Origin of the sequence: Parasphaerochaeta coccoides DSM 17374 (assembly GCF_000208385.1) — a bacterium.
GTDB lineage: Bacteria > Spirochaetota > Spirochaetia > Sphaerochaetales > Sphaerochaetaceae > Parasphaerochaeta > Parasphaerochaeta coccoides.
Genome location: NC_015436.1, coordinates 789,847 through 806,617, shown reverse-complemented (window position 1 = coordinate 806,617; position 16,771 = coordinate 789,847). Strand labels below are relative to the sequence as shown.

13 protein-coding genes are annotated in these 16,771 nt (G+C 49.4%); 5 read left to right on the top strand and 8 right to left on the bottom strand.

Annotated features, from left to right (window positions below):
* Positions 1 to 52: 52 nt before the first annotated feature.
* Genes SPICO_RS03510 through SPICO_RS03490 form a run of 5 tightly spaced genes read right to left on the bottom strand, consistent with a single transcriptional unit; the run spans position 53 to position 5,916 of the window.
* Positions 53 to 2,116: a helicase-associated domain-containing protein gene (locus SPICO_RS03510; RefSeq protein WP_013739308.1), complete on the bottom strand. Its 2,064-nt coding sequence runs from the start codon at positions 2,114 to 2,116 to the stop codon at positions 53 to 55.
* Positions 2,113 to 3,780: a DNA repair helicase XPB gene (locus tag SPICO_RS03505; protein ID WP_013739307.1), complete on the bottom strand. Its 1,668-nt coding sequence runs from the start codon at positions 3,778 to 3,780 to the stop codon at positions 2,113 to 2,115. Before SPICO_RS03505 ends, SPICO_RS03510 begins: the two co-directional genes overlap by 4 nt.
* On the bottom strand, positions 3,777 to 4,868 hold the full coding sequence (gene aroC, locus SPICO_RS03500) for a chorismate synthase (RefSeq protein ID WP_013739306.1): 1,092 nt from the start codon (positions 4,866 to 4,868) through the stop codon (positions 3,777 to 3,779). Before aroC ends, SPICO_RS03505 begins: the two co-directional genes overlap by 4 nt.
* On the bottom strand, positions 4,865 to 5,449 hold the full coding sequence (locus SPICO_RS03495) for a shikimate kinase (protein ID WP_013739305.1): 585 nt from the start codon (positions 5,447 to 5,449) through the stop codon (positions 4,865 to 4,867). Before SPICO_RS03495 ends, aroC begins: the two co-directional genes overlap by 4 nt.
* Positions 5,450 to 5,472: 23 nt before the next feature.
* The gene (locus SPICO_RS03490) at positions 5,473 to 5,916 is read right to left on the bottom strand and encodes a hypothetical protein (protein ID WP_013739304.1); all 444 of its coding nucleotides are present in this window, start codon (positions 5,914 to 5,916) and stop codon (positions 5,473 to 5,475) included.
* Between the two features lie 69 nt (positions 5,917 to 5,985).
* Between SPICO_RS03490 and SPICO_RS03485 the strand changes: the two genes are divergently transcribed.
* Positions 5,986 to 7,140 (top strand): deoxyguanosinetriphosphate triphosphohydrolase family protein, encoded by a 1,155-nt coding sequence (locus tag SPICO_RS03485; protein WP_013739303.1) that lies wholly within the window; start codon positions 5,986 to 5,988, stop codon positions 7,138 to 7,140.
* A 24-nt stretch (positions 7,141 to 7,164) separates the two neighbouring features.
* Here the strand turns inward: SPICO_RS03485 and nrdR are convergent, their stop codons facing one another.
* Complete coding sequence (nrdR, locus tag SPICO_RS03480; RefSeq protein WP_013739302.1) at positions 7,165 to 7,653, bottom strand: transcriptional regulator NrdR; 489 nt, start codon at positions 7,651 to 7,653, stop codon at positions 7,165 to 7,167.
* Positions 7,654 to 7,950: 297 nt separating this feature from the next.
* Between nrdR and SPICO_RS03475 the strand changes: the two genes are divergently transcribed.
* Both SPICO_RS03475 and SPICO_RS03470 read left to right on the top strand, forming a co-directional pair.
* On the top strand, positions 7,951 to 8,607 hold the full coding sequence (locus SPICO_RS03475; protein WP_013739301.1) for a hypothetical protein: 657 nt from the start codon (positions 7,951 to 7,953) through the stop codon (positions 8,605 to 8,607).
* A 118-nt stretch (positions 8,608 to 8,725) separates the two neighbouring features.
* Positions 8,726 to 9,460 (top strand): queuosine precursor transporter, encoded by a 735-nt coding sequence (locus SPICO_RS03470; RefSeq protein ID WP_013739300.1) that lies wholly within the window; start codon positions 8,726 to 8,728, stop codon positions 9,458 to 9,460.
* Positions 9,461 to 9,555: 95 nt separating this feature from the next.
* On the opposite strand, the gene SPICO_RS03465 is transcribed toward SPICO_RS03470, so the two are convergent.
* Positions 9,556 to 10,374: an inositol monophosphatase family protein gene (locus tag SPICO_RS03465; protein WP_013739299.1), complete on the bottom strand. Its 819-nt coding sequence runs from the start codon at positions 10,372 to 10,374 to the stop codon at positions 9,556 to 9,558.
* A 33-nt stretch (positions 10,375 to 10,407) separates the two neighbouring features.
* Here SPICO_RS03465 and mfd point away from each other — a divergent pair, with 33 nt between their 5' ends.
* Positions 10,408 to 13,686 carry a transcription-repair coupling factor gene (gene mfd, locus SPICO_RS03460; RefSeq protein ID WP_013739298.1) on the top strand — a complete coding sequence of 1,093 codons (3,279 nt, stop codon included), beginning with the start codon at positions 10,408 to 10,410 and terminating at the stop codon, positions 13,684 to 13,686.
* A 13-nt stretch (positions 13,687 to 13,699) separates the two neighbouring features.
* Positions 13,700 to 14,455 carry a tRNA (guanosine(46)-N7)-methyltransferase TrmB gene (gene trmB / locus SPICO_RS03455; RefSeq protein WP_013739297.1) on the top strand — a complete coding sequence of 252 codons (756 nt, stop codon included), beginning with the start codon at positions 13,700 to 13,702 and terminating at the stop codon, positions 14,453 to 14,455.
* A 35-nt stretch (positions 14,456 to 14,490) separates the two neighbouring features.
* Here the strand turns inward: trmB and fusA are convergent, their stop codons facing one another.
* The gene (gene fusA / locus SPICO_RS03450; protein WP_013739296.1) at positions 14,491 to 16,572 is read right to left on the bottom strand and encodes an elongation factor G; all 2,082 of its coding nucleotides are present in this window, start codon (positions 16,570 to 16,572) and stop codon (positions 14,491 to 14,493) included.
* Positions 16,573 to 16,771: the final 199 nt, after the last annotated feature.

The window sequence follows — 16,771 nt, the reverse complement described above, 5'->3', positions numbered from 1 at the left end:
GCAAAGCTGAAGTTCCGGTGATTGGCAGCGACACGGAACTTCCTTGTCATCCTCAAAAAAGTGAGAACCGTTCCCGCCTGACACGGAAGATACTGCTGATTGGAATGATTCTTTCCTGTCCGTCAGGCATGATTTTTGCCTTGAGCATAGCATTCTTTTTCGTGGCGTCTATCACTTCCATCGCTTGGACGACCATGATATCTTCCGTGTCTCCACCCAAATGGAGTTCGAGGACCATGGACGCGTCCCCGACTGCGCTCTTGCAAAGATTCAGCTTGCCTTGATAATCAAAGCCACTGGCAGAAAGGATTCCGGAATACAATCTATCCCTGACAAGCTGGGATTCGACAAGTACCAGTTTGTTGGTGATACGGCTCTCCATTTCCTGAAGGGCATCGCCACGCAGATCCATTTTCTTTGCGGTAGCGGAAATGCTATTGAGAAAAGACGAATCTTGGTGTGTATAAGTACTTTGCAATGGGACATTGCAGAGAAGATAGTTCTGACGGGGCGGCAAAGTGAAATTCCAGCGTAGGTGGTTTTCTCCGATCGTGGATGTGGCATGAGTTTTTTTGTACATGCCCGATGAACCTATTGAGGCAGGCATCATGTCAGCTCCGGCATCCTCAAGTATCTTTCTCCATTGAGGTTCAGTATCGCGTCTCATCAGATAAATGTTGTTTGAGATGCGGGTATGGATATGGATGCCCAAGGCAGGCACGTGTTCGATGATCCTGCTGAGACGCTCTGAACAGGCGAGCGTGATGCCGTCGTAAATCCTGGCTTCACCATAAAGATGTTCCCATGCCGTGAGCCGCTCACGGAGGAAGCGGGGAACGGTTCCTTCTCCTACTGCGTCTTCAATGCCTTGCAACATGTTTTCCAGACTGATGCCCATATCTCTGGCACGCCTGAAACTTCCACGGGTCATTTCGTAATGGACGTATGTGTCGATGCTCCGGACATCAGCAATCAAGGATACCATGTCATGTGCTTTGGCAGGGGACGGATTGTTATACGAGAGGATGCCGTCGCTGTCGATGATTAGGCGAGAACCGTGAGGCATCGGTTCTTGTTGCAGTTCTTGTTGTGAAAGAAGGGTGCGGACATGTGCCGACATGTGGACGAGATTCCCGTCCACCACCACTGCTCCGCTGATTTCAAGGATGTCTTGGAAAACAGCAGGGTCAATCCTGTGTCTATCCAAGCCGTTGGCATGAAGGCAAAGCGTGATGAGCTTGGGAAGGCTTTCTTTGTATAAAGGAACCAGTTTTTGTGCTGTAGAGAGAAAATCATTCACCGACTGCTGGATAGATTGAATGTTATCCGGAGAGAAAGCGAGTTTCTCTGATAGCATCCATGCAAGGATGAGGCAGAATGAATGGAGCGGAGCCAAGGAAAGTATTTCTGTCATACGGGACTTGTCAATCATGACGTGTTTATCAGCATGAAGCGTGAAAATCCGAGTATTGCCTGCGGATGCAAGCAGAAGTCTCAATGCGCGTGTCAGTCTGTCGGGTTCCCATGCAGGAAATATCTTGGCATAGACGGTGCTATCCACCTGTGGAAGGGGGTTCCCATGGGGAATCCTGCCGCTTGCCATGAGATTGAAAAAGGCTTTGAGGAACTCTCCGTCAATGAACGGGCGGTCAGGGACGGATACCGATGCGTGCTGAGGATTTTCACCAAGGAGTGGGTAGAAGGCGACAGCCTTCCTATGAAGCTCATCATGGAAAAGCGGGTTGACTGAAATATGGTTGCGCATATCATTCGGGCTGGGGACGAAAATCAATCTTTCTTCAAGGTTGACCAGTTTCTTATGCAGCTCGACATAGGAGAGCCTGTCACTGAAAAATTTCTGTATGTCTTCTTTTGAGGGCGAATCCATCAACATGACGGCACTGATGAGCATGTTGTCATCGTCATCAAGCAGGCTGAATATCTTTTCCTGTATGGCCGGGGCAAGGAAAAAACTCGTGAGACGCTCAATGATTTCAGGTTTGTGAAATGGCGTGGTGATGTGTCCCAGGTAATTTCTGGCGATGAAAAAAAAGGAATTGTCCGGATAGCGTGAAATAATTTTCACCCATTGTGCGATTACATCTTCCCGCATCATTGTTCATACGCCTCAATCTTGTAGGTATACCCTTGTTCCGCAAGAAATTTCTGACGGTTTTCCGAAAATTCTTCTTCAGAGGAATAACGAGTCACCAAGGAGTAGAAGAAGCTGGATTTCGCCTTTGGCCTCAGGATGCGTCCCAATCGTTGCGCTTCTTCCTGCCGGGAACCGAATGTCCCGCTGACCTGTATGGCAATGGATGCATCGGGGAGGTCAATGGCGAAGTTCGCCACTTTTGAGACGACAAGCACTCTTTCTCCGCCAGAGCGGAAGGCGGCATACAGGTCATCTCTGCGTGTGTTCGCCGTACTTCCAGTAATCAGAGGGAAGCCATACTTCCTGGCTATTTGCTTCAGTTGGTCAACGTATTGGCCAATAATCAGGATGTAGTCATCGGCATGTCGGGAAAGAAGTTCATCAAGCACGTCCATCTTGATGGGGTTCTCGCTTGCAACCCTGTGTTTTTCCCTTTTCCCCGCTATGGCATAGGTAAGCTCCAGGTCATGGGGGAGGGGGACTTTCACCTCAATGCAATATGCACGGGCTATCCATCCTTGTTTTTCCATTTCGCTCCATGGGACATCGAAACGTTTGGGCCCGACGAGTGAGAATACTTCATCTTCCCTGCCGTCTTCCCTGATTAAAGTGGCTGTCAGACCGACCCGGTGGACGGCCTGTAACTCCGCTGTTACCTTAAAGACAGGCGCGGGAAGCATGTGAACCTCGTCATAAATAATCAAGCCCCAGTTTCCTTCCCTGAGAAGACTCATGTGAGGAAAAACGCCTTCTTTATCCGGTCGCCATGTGACGACTTGGTAGGTACAGACAGTGACAGGCTTAATTTCTTTCTTTGCTCCGGTGTACTCCCCGACATCCTCAGGAGGAATATCCATCTTATCCAAGATTTCCCGTATCCATTGGTGGACAGCGGATACGTTGGTAGTGAGAATGAGGGTACGGATCTGGAGGAGGGACATGACATCCATTCCCACAATGGTCTTGCCAGCTCCGCAGGGCAGGACAATGGTACCGTAGCCCGTGCCTGGTCCGCGATCGCCCAAGAGTGAACGAGCCGCCGCTTCCTGATAATCTCTGATGGAGAAATCCTTGCCTGACAGTGTCTGCTGGCGAAGGTTCATGGGCACGGGAAAGCCTTTTTTCAGCGGTATGCGGTCATCTACGGGAAAACCTAGCTTGATAAGCTTCAGCTTGACTTCACCTCTGGCATATCTGTTCAGGAGAAATGTATCATTTCCTCTGGGAAAGAGCAGGGATGAGACAGTCTTGTGGGAAGAAATTTCCTTGGCGTACCTGGGAATCGTCACCGTCAGGAGATAGTGATCCGCGTCATCAGGAATATCGGTCATGACAAAGGATCCGAAACGCGCCGATATATCGGTGATGAAGTAGGAAACGGGTTCGGGGATGTCGTAGCGGGACCATGTCCGCAGGCGTCCCATGATGTCTTCGGTTGTCATGCCGGCCGCATTCGCATTCCAGAGCGACAACGGGGTGAGCAGGAAGGTATGCACATGTTCAGGGGATTTCACCAACTCTGAGAACGCAGTGATTGAATCTCGACATTCCTGCGCAAAAGGGGAATGGACATCGAGCAGCAAGGTCTTGTCGCTTTGGATTACCAGAGGCTTGTCAGTACTCATATGCCGAGCTGCTCCGCATGTCCGCTGCGTCTGTTCTGCCGGTAAATCAAGTCAAGGATGACAAGGGCGGCCATGGCCTCGACGACCGGAACTGCCCGAAGACAGATACAAGGGTCATGACGACCATGAACTTCGATGATTTCTTCTTCTCCCTTTTTGTTGACAGTCTTCTGGGGAAGGGAGATTGATGAAGTCGGTTTCATGGCTATGCGGAAGATGACTTGCTCGCCGGTCGATATTCCACCGAGAGTACCGCCTGCATGATTCGTGATGAACTTTGGTTCGTCACTGCCCATTACCATGGAATCGTTGAATTGTGACCCATACATCCCTGCGGCGGCGAAGCCATCGCCAAATTCTATGCCTTTCACTGCGCCTATGCTGAGCATGGCATGAGCCAGGAGTGCAGTCAGTTTATCGAATACAGGCTCTCCGATTCCTGGCCACAGTCCGTCGATGTGACATTCTATGATGCCTCCCACGCTGTCTCCATGGGCTCGCAGGTTTTCAATCAGTTCTGCCATCTTGGTAGCGGCAACCTGGTCGGGGCAGGAGAGGATGTTCAGATGACGTTCTTCCCATGGGCTGTCCGACAAGGCCGTGATAGTGCCGATTCTGGTGATTCCGGCAGTCACCTGTATGCCATGGACGGCGAGAACTTGTTTTGCGACTGCGCCGGCGGCGACCCGTGCGGCTGTCTCGCGTCCGCTTGCCCGTCCGCTTCCCCGCCAGTCCCGCACAGTGAATTTTTTGTACCATGTCCAGTCAGCGTGACCTGGGCGGAAGACTTCCGCGATATTGGTATAGTCCGCTGAATTTTGGTTCGTGTTGAACAGCACAATGGTCAGGGGAGCGCCAGTCGTGAGTCCATCGAACATACCGCTCAAAATCTGTATAGTGTCCGATTCCTTGCGGGGTGTCGCCAAGGGATTTCCACCAGGACGACGGCGATTCATTTCCTTTTGGAGCATATCCAGGTCAAGGGGGAAACCCGCTTCCAGGCCGTCTATCGTAACCCCGATGGCGGCTCCATGGGATTCACCGAATGTCGTGATATTCAGTGCTTCGCCAAAAACATTTCCACTCATTGCTTCTCCGGCATGGACTGCGCATCCACATAGTCAGACAATTGTTCGAACAGATAGCGGAACGTATCCGCTCTGCCATGGCAATCTGGTAATCTTATCACAAGGCGGGCATGTTTTCCATAGAGCTGATTACGTAAAGAGTAAAGCTGATGAAAGGATTCACGGGGATGTTCTGCATCCAGGAAAGGAGGAATCCCGCCTATGCTGATTCTTCTGAACAGTATGTCTTCCGGTACGGCCAGATATACAAGGGTTCCGTGTGCCGTGACAAAATCCATGACAGGGGCATTGTCACAGGCTCCACCTCCCAAGGATACGACTCCCCGGTATCCTTTCCATGTCACGGTAGGCTTGAAATCCGCGAGAGAAGATAACGCGGCGGCTTCTTTCTCCATGAAACTTTCTTTGCCAAGGAGATGATAGACGGAGCGAATGGTATGGATTCCAGGAAAGGATGCGAGGATTATGTCGTCCGTATCAAAACATGCCAGACCTGTTTCCTTTGACATGAAAGCGGACATCGTTGACTTTCCGCTGTGTTTGATTCCGCAGAAAAAAAGATAAGGCTCTGTCCCTGACATGGAATTTTTCTCCCTGGGCACGGTCATGCGTCCAACAAATCGATCCATTGTCTGGAATATGCAGGAATCCGGGGAACATATGTACGTGGAAGTTCCTTTTTCTTCTTCCTGTACGTGGTAAGTATTTGTCCCCGGAGGCGGCGGTATTCGGCTTCCGGATGTATCTTGCGTCGTTTTCTGTGAGAGAAGACAGGTGCCTTGGACGTGGAAAAAATCCTGACCATGGCTGAAATCAATACGACGACCACCACCCAGAGACCGACCGCCATGGAAAAGTAATGATCCGGGCGTTTTCCTTCTGCAATCACCTCGCCAAGCCTGACGAATGACTCGTAGCCTAATGCCGCCGTCACGATGAAAGGAATGAGCCAGTAGAATATTTTTGACGACAGGAGACGTCTGAGACAGACGATGCCAGTAATCACAAGCAGGACAAAAATGAGAAATGCTTCGATGTAGTCGGGCATAGGCAGCCTCCTTGCACGGTGGAACGCAATGCCATATGATATCATATGCCACGTGAATGAGGAACAACCATGGTCAGATTGATGAATACACTTACCCCTGAGCAATTGCAGGAGCGGGAGCATCCACGGAAGGCTGATGTACGTGGAGCTTATTACCGTGATACCACCGCCATCATCCATAGTTCGGCGTTCCGACGACTCAAACACAAAACCCAAGTTTTTTTCTCGCCAAGCAACGACCATATATGTACCAGGATGGAACATGTGCTTCACGTGGCGTCCATTGCGTCCGCGATTTGCAGGGGACTTGGCCTTGATAATGAATTGGCATGGGCGATAGGCATGGGGCATGACCTTGGACATACTCCCTTCGGACATGTCGGGGAACGGATTATTTCCTCTTTTATGGAGGAGGATGGACTGGGGCATTTCGAGCATGAGGTTCATTCCTTACGTGTCGTCGATTTTCTAGCCGACAAAGGGAAAGGACTCAATCTGACGTATGCGGTCCGTGACGGCATAGTGACCCATTGCGGGGAGAGCTTCATCCAGAGACTGAAACCGCAAGACACGGTGAAAGACCTTTCCACCATCACCAGCCGCGATACTCTGGTTCCCTCCACATGGGAGGCTGCCGTGGTGCGGTTCAGTGATGCCATCGCCTATCTTGGGCGGGATTTTGAAGATGCTGTTCGTCTTTCCATCGTGACAAAGGACATGCTGCCCGAACAGGTCGTGCGGCTCCTGGGAACGACCAACGGCCATATCATTGATACATTGGTGACGGACATCATCACATCGAGTTCCGAGGAACAGGGAATCTCCTTTTCTGATGAAATCTTCGAGGCGGTCGAGACCATGAAACGGTTCAACTATGACTTCATCTATAAATCGCCGGTATTGAATGGTTATGAAAGATATTTCCGTAGGTTGCTCAAATTGATAATCTCATATCTGTATGAGCTTTACGACTCTTTCGGAATGGATATTGCCGGATATGGACAGGAAAGGAATATGCTAGCCGTGGGCTTTTCACAGCATCTGCAAGACATGCATGATGCGTACATGCGTCATGATGGTTCGACGAAAAGACTCATATACGACTATGTCGCCGGAATGACGGATAATTTCTGTCTTGACTGCGCAAACGAAATTCTCAAGCCGGAACATTTGAACGACAGGATTGACGGAACGATTACAGGAAAGTGGTTTGACGCCCGTTGACTCTGGTTGTGGAGGACGTGTCCGTCAGACGTGAACATCCTTGCCGGTGGCGTCAATCATCTGGCTGAGCTTTTCGATTTCCTCTATGAACTGTTCTACGTCGTCAAAAGCGCGATAGACAGACGCAAACCGTACATAGGCCACCTTGTCAACCTTGTACAACTGCCTGAGCGTTTCTTCTCCGATGGCCTTCGATGTTATCTCCCGTTTGCTTCCCGCTTGCAGGACGACTGAATCCTCGATGTTCTGGAGGATTTGCTCGATGGTTTCCGGTGTGACCTTCAGTTTGTCCGTAGCGATACGAACGCCGCGTTCAATCTTGTCCAAGTTGAAATCCTCAATGCGTCCATCCCTTTTGATGACGCGCAGGGGAGTGTCGATGATGCGTTCATAACTGGTGAACCGATGTCCACATTTCAGGCATTCGCGCCGCCGACGGATAGTCGATCCGCTGCTGTTCTGGCGGGAATCAAGGACTTTATCATCCATATAGCCACATCGGGGACATCTCATGAAATCACGCTCCTTCCGGTAGGTACACTACAGCAAAAAAACAAACAAATCAAGTTTTTTGTGGTTTTCTGTCGCTTTCTAAAGGATTTACCTGAATGAATACTACAATATGTAGTTTTTTTCATTTTATCCCACGCTGGTTTTTCATTATGTCCGAACGTTCAGAGTTGTGGGTTTCCGTTCATATTCCAGCTTTATATCACTGCTATGCCAGCTCTATATTCTGAATTGCTGGTCAAAGTCATATTCTGGCGATATACTCTTTCTTGAAGGTATCAATCATCCGTGAGGTATGACGTGGCTGAATCCGTAAGCAGTTGTGTGAAAAAAATAATTGACAGAACCCCATTCATCCAGGAAATGCTTATTGACGGCATCATCAGTTTCAGTAATTACAGCGCTTCAATCTTAGAAGAAACGACGCTGCTTCATGGCGCTCCCGTAAAGCAGGCTGCCATTGTGATGGCGGTGAGGCGGTACGCGGATGAGCTCCGCTGCAAGGGCGCGGAAAAGATTCCGGCAAAGGTTGATTACGAAATTGTCATGAAAACGAATATATTCGACATCAATCTTGTTCGCAGGGATTCTTTCATCTCCCGTCTTTTCCTGTTGTATCAGGACATTTCCACGGAAAAAGGAGATTTCATCAATGTTGCCCTGGGAACTCATGAAATCAGCTTGGTCGTCAGCGAGAAATACCGTGATGCAGTGGAAAACTTGGTCGAGGGCGAACAGATATTGACACGGATGGACGACCTTGTTTCCTTGACCTTGGTTTTTTCCGGCGATTTCCTTCAAACTCCGGGAATCATCCACGAGGCAGTCCGCAGATTGGCGTGGGAAAACATCAATATGATTGAAATAATTTCAACGATGAACGAGCTGACGTTCGTGTTGAAAAGGGAAGATTCAATGAAGGCGTTTTCAGTTCTTCAAAGTTTCCTGGGGAAATGACCTTACATAAGTCAGACTCATTCTGCTATAGTACGGTAAGAACGGTTGTTCTGAATATTTTTCTTTCGTTTCCATCCGGGGAGGTGACATATCCAGGTGGATTCCCTGGGGTCATGTCATGAATGAACTTTTTTCTCTCATCATGCTTCTTTTCAATTTTGCGGTCATCATGTTCGCCTTCCGTCGGTGGGGCAGACTTGGACTGTATGTCTGGATTCCTATTTCTGTCATCATTGCAAACATTCAAGTCACCAAGAATGTCGAACTTCTTGGTCTTGAAGCCACTCTTGGGAACATAGTCTTCACAAGCGGAGCCTTAGCCACTGATCTCCTGAATGAGTTTTATGGACCGCGACATGCCCGTCGTGCCGTCGGCATAGGTTTCTTCTCACTTGTCGTTATGACAGGTTTCATGCAGGTCGCCCTGTGGTTCACTCCAGCGTCTTCTGATATGGCTCAGGAGGCTCTGAGCAGAATATTCGGCATCATGCCCCGTATTGCTGGAGCGAGTCTTGCTGCTTATCTTGTTTCAAACATGTTCGATATCAAGGTGTTTGCAGCGATACGCGGAAGATTCCCCGGACGCAGGTCGCTGTGGTTCCGTAAGAACGTCAGCACATGGGCAAGCCAGTTCGTTGATTCCCTGATTTTTACCTTCGGTGCTTTCTGGGGCGTCTATGAGACATCGGTGCTGTGGCAGATACTGTTGACAACCTGTGTCTTCAAGTGGGCGGTCGCCTCCCTTGATACGCCCTTCATGTATCTGGGAAGGAAGTGGGTTGATGCTGGCTATGTTTCAGCGGCTGACGAGAAGTGCGGCATGACAGTGACTGCTGGCTATGATGGCCGATGATGACGATGGTTCCAGATAGCGTCTGCCGCTTTTCATGTATGCTTTTTAGCTTTCTCAAAATGTAACAATGCACCAGTGTTCTTCGGCAAAACAACCTACCAGTTATGGCATGTCACGGGAAGATTGCTCTGTAGCCATGCCCGTGCATGGGCTGTCCCTGCGTAGATGGGCATAGAGTATGGTTTTCGTTTTGTGACGAACTCATCGTTGTACAGAAATGGGGAACCATCACTATAATTGATATCCATTCCCATGCTCAAAAGGACGGCATGTGAAGCACACATGTCCCAGATGTATGCCCTCTGATTGACACATGCCTCGATGTTGGGATAGATAACCGGACTGATGAGATGGATGATGCTGCTACCGACAGTTCTTACTTTGCCGGAAAAATGTGAGAAGTCGAGATTGGACTGGCCTTTGGAGCTGACCATCACCTGGGCAACGGCATCCTTGTCGCCGATAAGCGCAAGTGGTTCATCATTGACAAAGGGTGTGCCACCGGGGTCAAGGCGGACAAAGAGTTCATCGACACCCAAGCCCCAGCGTGGAGCGCTGATCCATGCGCCGACAGGCTTCCGGACCTTGTCCATCATGCCCAAGGCAACTGCCCATGACGGGAAACCTTGGCTGTACATGTCGGTTCCGTCGATAGGATCAAGGACAAAGCTATAGGGAGCTTCTTCACGCCACGGAGTAGAAATTTCCTCACAGATTATATTTGCCTCTGGCAGACGTTCAGTGAGCAAGCCGACAATGCGGCGGGAGATTTCCATGTCCGCGTCGGTGATGACCGTACCGTCGTACTTATAGTTCCTGCGAACGGAATGCTGGATTGATTTGGCATAACGACCGCATTCCCTGACCTCATCAGCCAGGAGGGCACATATTTCCGTATCCAGAACCATATCCATCCTTGAAATCCTTTCTTGCTCTGTGATAGTGTAATGACGCTTATGCAATTGCAGGTAGTAACGTCGCTTCAATCCTATATCAAATCACTTGAAGCATACAAGGGATTCGTCTCATCCCCTGATGTCCCGGTGTATCTTGACAACTTGTCAGGTTATCCTTTGGCCGAGTGCATCCGTCTTTTTGCACGCAAAGTCCCCGGCAGGGTCTGGGTAATCTGCTCGACCGAGGAAGCTGCTTCTCAATTATTGAAAGACGGGTTTGCCACAAGCGGTGATGACGGGAAGACCAATGACCAGAAGTTTCTCTATCTTCCTTCCAACGGCAAGACACTGTACAGTTCGTGGGAAGGAACAAAGCGTGAGTATGTCCAGCTTCTGGCACTCCAATCCGCCCAGAAAACTGAAAAGGGAATCATAGTAACCCATCTGCGTGCATTTGTTTCTCCTGTGGTCGCTTTCAATGCCCTTCAGGAAGCTTCTTTGGAAATAGCAGTAGGAAAACCGTTTGAAACGGAAAAAAGCGCGGAGAAACTAGCGAACGGAGGGTATTTCCGGAGTCCTACCACTGGCTCTCCCGGTGAATTTTCCATCAGGGGAGAAGTCCTCGATATCTTTCCTCACGGTGAGGATGCTCCGGTCAGGATTTACGCAGACTGGGATGTCGTTGATAAGATTTCCTATTTTGATCCGGTGACACAACAGACAAACGGCAGTATGGCCAGGATTAGTGTCGTCCTTCCTGACATGTCAGACAAGAGTGTGACAGGCCCTATACTGCCCTATTTACGGGAAAACGATTATTTCTTTTTCATCGGAGACCAGCGGCTTGAATCATCGTTCCATGCCTTGGAAGTCGAAGCAAAGGCATTGTACCGGACGGCGTTCCATGAAGATAGGTCCGTGGCGAAGCCTGATATCCTGCTTGTCGATTTCCCACGGTTCCGCGCGGCGACATCACGAAGTGCCGTCATAACTGATATCGTAGGCAGACATGCCGGGGCAAGCCATGTGGACATTGCAGGTCCCCGTTCTTTTTTCGGCGACTTCACTATGGTAAAATCAGAACTGACACAATTGTTCAAGAACGGTTGGAATGTCACGATTTTTACAACCACGGAACAACAGAAAGCACGTTTGGCCCAGATGTTGAATGTTTTTCCCCAGATTGTATATGTCGGAACTGAACTTTCAGGGGGTTTTTCCCTGCCGTCCAGAAAAGAAATCGTCATGTGCGACCATGAAATATTCGGTCGCAGGAAACAAGTCATCCAGAGATTGCATAAAATCCAGAGTTCCCCGCTCGATTCCTTTGTCGATTTGTCCGAGGGAGACTATGTGGTACATGCGAACTATGGTGTCGGACAGTTCATCAAGATAGACAGGGTCGGTGTATCAGGACGGGAACGCGACTATATCAAGATACGTTATGCAAGCGATGAGAACCTGTACGTACCCATAGAACAGGCAAACCTCATACAGAGATATATCGGCAGTGCCGGAGGCTCTCCGGCTCTTGATCATCTTGGCGGTCAAGGATGGGAGCATAAGAAGGCTCGCGCACGGAAGTCCGCGGAACAACTGGCGACACGCTTGCAGCAGCTCTATGCACGGAGAAAGAATGCCCGTGGCTTCCCGTTCCCTCCCGATACAGACTGGCAGCTCCAGTTTGAAGCTTCTTTTCCTTATGATGAGACGGAAGACCAGCTGACCTGCATTGAAGATATCAAGAAAGACATGGAAAGTCCCATAGTCATGGACAGGCTCGTCTGCGGGGATGTCGGCTATGGCAAGACGGAAATAGCTTTCAGGGCGGCGTTCAAGGCAGTAATGAGTGGGAAACAGGTGGTATTCCTTGCTCCGACGACCATTCTTGCTGAACAACATTACAATACTTTCATTGGTCGTCTAGGGGACTTTCCCGTGCGCGTCGGTCTTTTGTCCCGCATGGTACCACGGAAAGAACAGTCCAAAGTACTGAAAAACCTTCAAGCCGGACAGCTTGATATTTTGTTCGGGACGCATCGTGTCATCCAGAAAGATGTCAAGTTTTCCGACTTGGGGCTGCTTGTGGTGGATGAGGAACAGCGGTTCGGGGTCAAGGACAAGGAACGCATCAAAGAGATGCGTACCAGCGTGGATTCTCTTTCTCTTTCCGCTACCCCGATACCGCGGACACTGTATATGTCCTTGTTGAGGATCAGGGACATGTCTCTGTTGACCACGCCTCCCATAGCCCGGCGTCCTATCCGTACCATTATACAGCAATATGATCCGGACATCGCAGAAAAGGCAATCAGGAATGAACTGGGCAGGGGAGGTCAGGTATTCTATCTCCATAACAGGATAGAAACGCTTGGGATGGTCGTCAATAAACTGCGGGAACGCATGCCGGAGTTCGCCATAGAAAGTGCTCATGGGCAGATGAACGGAGATGACTTGGAAGATACGATGCGTCGCTTCATCCATGAGGGCATCCAAGTTCTCGTCTCCACTACAATCATAGAGAATGGCATAGACATCCCCAACGTCAACACAATCATCATTGACAGGGCGGACATGTATGGCGTAAGTCAGCTTTATCAGCTCCGGGGACGGGTAGGTCGGAGCGATCGTGAGGCGTGCGCCTATCTTTTCTATCCGCAGGAAGAAATGCTCAGTGAAATCGCGATAAGACGACTACAGACCATCAGCCAGCATACTGAGTTGGGTGGTGGCTTTAAAGTAGCGATGAAGGATATGGAAATCCGTGGAACCGGCAATCTCCTGGGTAGGGAACAGAGCGGACAGGTAGCCTCTGTGGGGCTTGATATGTTTCTCAAGATACTCGATGAGACCATTTCAAAGATGCAGAATGCGGACGATGATTCTTCAAGGGAAGTCTATCTTGAACTTGACTACTCCGGTTTCATACCCGACAGCTATATCAAGGCTCCTTCCGTGAAATTTGAGATATACCGCAAGATTGCTTCAATTTCCACTCAGCAGGAATTGCAGGCACTGGGTGCGGAACTGGCGGATCGGTTCGGAACCATGCCGGAGGAAGTAGCAAATCTTCTCTACATCGCCGAGCTTAAGATTGTGTGTCGCAGACTGTCTGTTTTCCATCTGCTGGAGAAAAACGGCGCGGTTACCGTTGAGTTTTCCCATGTTGCGTCCCTGTCAATCAATAAGGTGCTCGACTTGGTGAAACTATCCGGCGGTGATGTGAAACTTGACCCGAAGCGGCCAAACATGCTCTCTATGAAAACCAGTGCCGTTTCCTTGAAGGACAAGGCACTGTTCATTCTGGAGAAGCTCCAGCGTCTGATGTGAAGGGGGGGGGCATATGCCAGCGGAAAGCCAGAAATCTGTCTATGAGACTGCGCCGGATATCAGGAATGTAGAACTACCGGCGGAAGACAAGAGAAGGGGAGTCAAGAGCTATGTCCTCAGAGGAGGGCGGCTTCATAAATTTCAGGTTGAGGCCTTACGTCTCTATGCCAAGGAGTATTCCCTTCCGTATTCCGGAAAACCGTTGGATTGGCGGGATATATTCCATAATGACAACCCTGTCGTGATTGAAATAGGGTTCGGCATGGGAGATTCAACCGCTCGGATAGCCAGGGAAAATCCCGACATCAACTATGTGGGAATAGAAGTCTTCCTTTCCGGTTTCTCCAAACTTCTCCATGAGGTTGGTACAGCCGGAATAAGGAACGTACGCCTGATGCGTTTTGATGCTGTTGAAGTGCTTCGCGACATGATTCCTGAGAATAGCGTCCATGGTTTCCATATTTTTTTTCCTGATCCATGGCCAAAGAAGAAGCATCATAAGCGGAGGCTTATCCAAGTTCCTTTTGCAGAACTTCTTGTCTCGCGGCTGAAACCGGCAGGTTACATTTATTGTGTCACCGACTGGCAGGAATACGCGGAACAGATGCTTGAAGTATTTGCCGTTGTGCCTGCGTTGCATAACCCCTACCACGGTTTTGCTCCATGCAGGACATGGCGGCCTCTGACAAAATTTGAACAGAAGGGCATGGACAAACAGCATCCGATTAACGAGGTCTGGGTAGAGAAAAACACAACCTCCGTACAGTGAAGCACGGAGGCCGAAGGGTAGAAAAAAGAAAGCCGTTACTCTTGTGATGCCTTTCTTGTTTCAGCATCCTTGATTACTTCATCGGCAAGTTTCCCACTGATTTGCTCATAATGGTCGAACGTCAGTTCGAAAGAACCTGTACCGCTGGTCATTGATTTCAAATCGATTGAGTATGACAGGAGTTCAGCTTGGGGAACTTCTGCCTTGACGACCTGCAAGTGTCCGATTTCATCCTGTCCCAGAACTCTCCCGCGTTTCGCTGACAAGTCCGAAAGGATTTCCCCCAGATACTTGTTCTCGATGAATACCTCAAGTCGCATGTACGGTTCAAGAAGAACCGGGCCTGCTTTCTGCATGGCATCCTTTGCAGCTCCCTTTGCAGCCAGTTTGAACGCCATTTCTGAAGAATCTACAGGATGTTCTTTTCCATCAAGAAGCGTGAAGGCAATGTCAACCATGGGATATCCCGCCAGAAGTCCTTCCGACATGGCTTCATGGAAGCCTTTTTCTATCCCCGGAACATAACCTTTGGAAACCGAGCCTCCTTTTACCGCATTGGTAAAGGCATAGTCACCGCTCCGTGGAAGTGGTTCGACTTCTATCATGACTTTTGCGTACTGGCCATGTCCTCCGGACTGCTTCTTGTGGGTAAATTCACAGATACCGGATTTTTTTGTGATGGTTTCCCTATAGGCAATGCGTGGCAGCCGGGTGATGATGTCGATTTTCTGCTTTTCCCGTATCTTGTTCAATATCTTGTTCAAGTGAAGTTCACCCATCCCTGCAAGAACCGTTTCCTTGGTTTCTTCGTTGAAGGACAGGGACACAGTCTTGTCTTCTTCAGTGACCTTGTTCAAGGATTCGCTCATCTTGTCCATGCTCTTTTTATCATCCGTCGTAATAGCGACGGAATAGACAGGCTGAGGCAGAGCGAGAGGAACATAGCGTATGGCATTTTCCGCATGGGCAGTCAGCGTTGAATTGGTGAAGATATTGTCATTCTTTGCTATGACGCCTATCTCTCCAGAGGAAAGCTTATTCGTTTCAACCAATTTCTTTCCCAGGGCGCAGAACAACTTGCTCGCCCGTTCCTTTCTGCTTGACCCGGATACATAGAAATCAGTTTCAGGAGTGAGAACACCGGTAACGACTTTGATGAAACTGAGTTTTCCGGAGAATTGGTCAATCGTAGTCTTGAAGGAAAGGGCACTGAAAGGCTGTTCATCGTCAAAGGGAACCTGAATGGATGAACCATCAGGCTGCAATGCTTCCTCAGACATGCCTTCCGGAGACGGGAAATTGTTTGCGATGAAAGTCAGGAGTGAAGAAATTCCAGCTCCGTATGCAGTTGCTCCACAGAATACGGGGACAACACGGTTGTTGCGCAAGCCTTCATGCAAGCCCCTGCGTATATCGTCGATGTCGAGAGTACCGGATTCAAAATATTTTTCCATCAGGTCGTCGGCACCTTCGGCAGCGTATTCAATCAATTTCAACCTGTTTTCTTCGACGAAAGAAGCAAATTCGACGGGAATCTCCCCCGAAACTTCTTTTTCGCCGCTAGTGGCAGTATAGGCTTTGTTGTTCATGAGATTGATGACTCCCTTGAATTTTTCCGCGCTACCCATAGGAATGACGACAGGGACGAAAGAGGCGGAGAATTCTTCATTCAGGGAATCAAGTACCTTGGAGTAATCGCTGTGTTCACGATCCATGGTATTGATGAAAATTGCTCTGGGAGTATTGGTGGCATCAAGGCGTCTCCAGAGTTTGATGGTTTCTACTTGGGCACCATCACGGGCATCAACCACCATGATGACTGCTTCAGCCGCCCTGAGAGCTCCGATGGTTTCGCCGATAAAGTCGGCCGTCCCCGGAGTATCAATGAAAGTCAGGGCTTTTTCCTTCCATTGGGCATGGGCGATGGAGGAATGAATGGAAATCTTATCGTTGATTTCTTCTTCAGTAAAATCACTAATGGTTTTCCCTGATTCAACGGATTCCGGTTTGGGTATCGCGTCACAGTAGAAAAGCAGTTGTTCCATCAGTGCCGTCTTACCTGTTCCATTGTGACCTGTGATGGCCACATTTCTCACATTTGTGGTTGCTAGACCCATTTTTCCCTCCTATATTAAAGAAGCCGCGAAACATGATGCCCCGCATAGCTCCTTTCTATTGATGGTAAGTCAGGGTGTGGCTTCTGTCAAACTTTTTCCCCAGTAGGACTGATTGGATTGGTAGGATTAGTTGCAACGAGATTACCGCTATCGTGAACAGCGACATGGATAGGAGCGGGGGAAGTCAGAGATAAATATT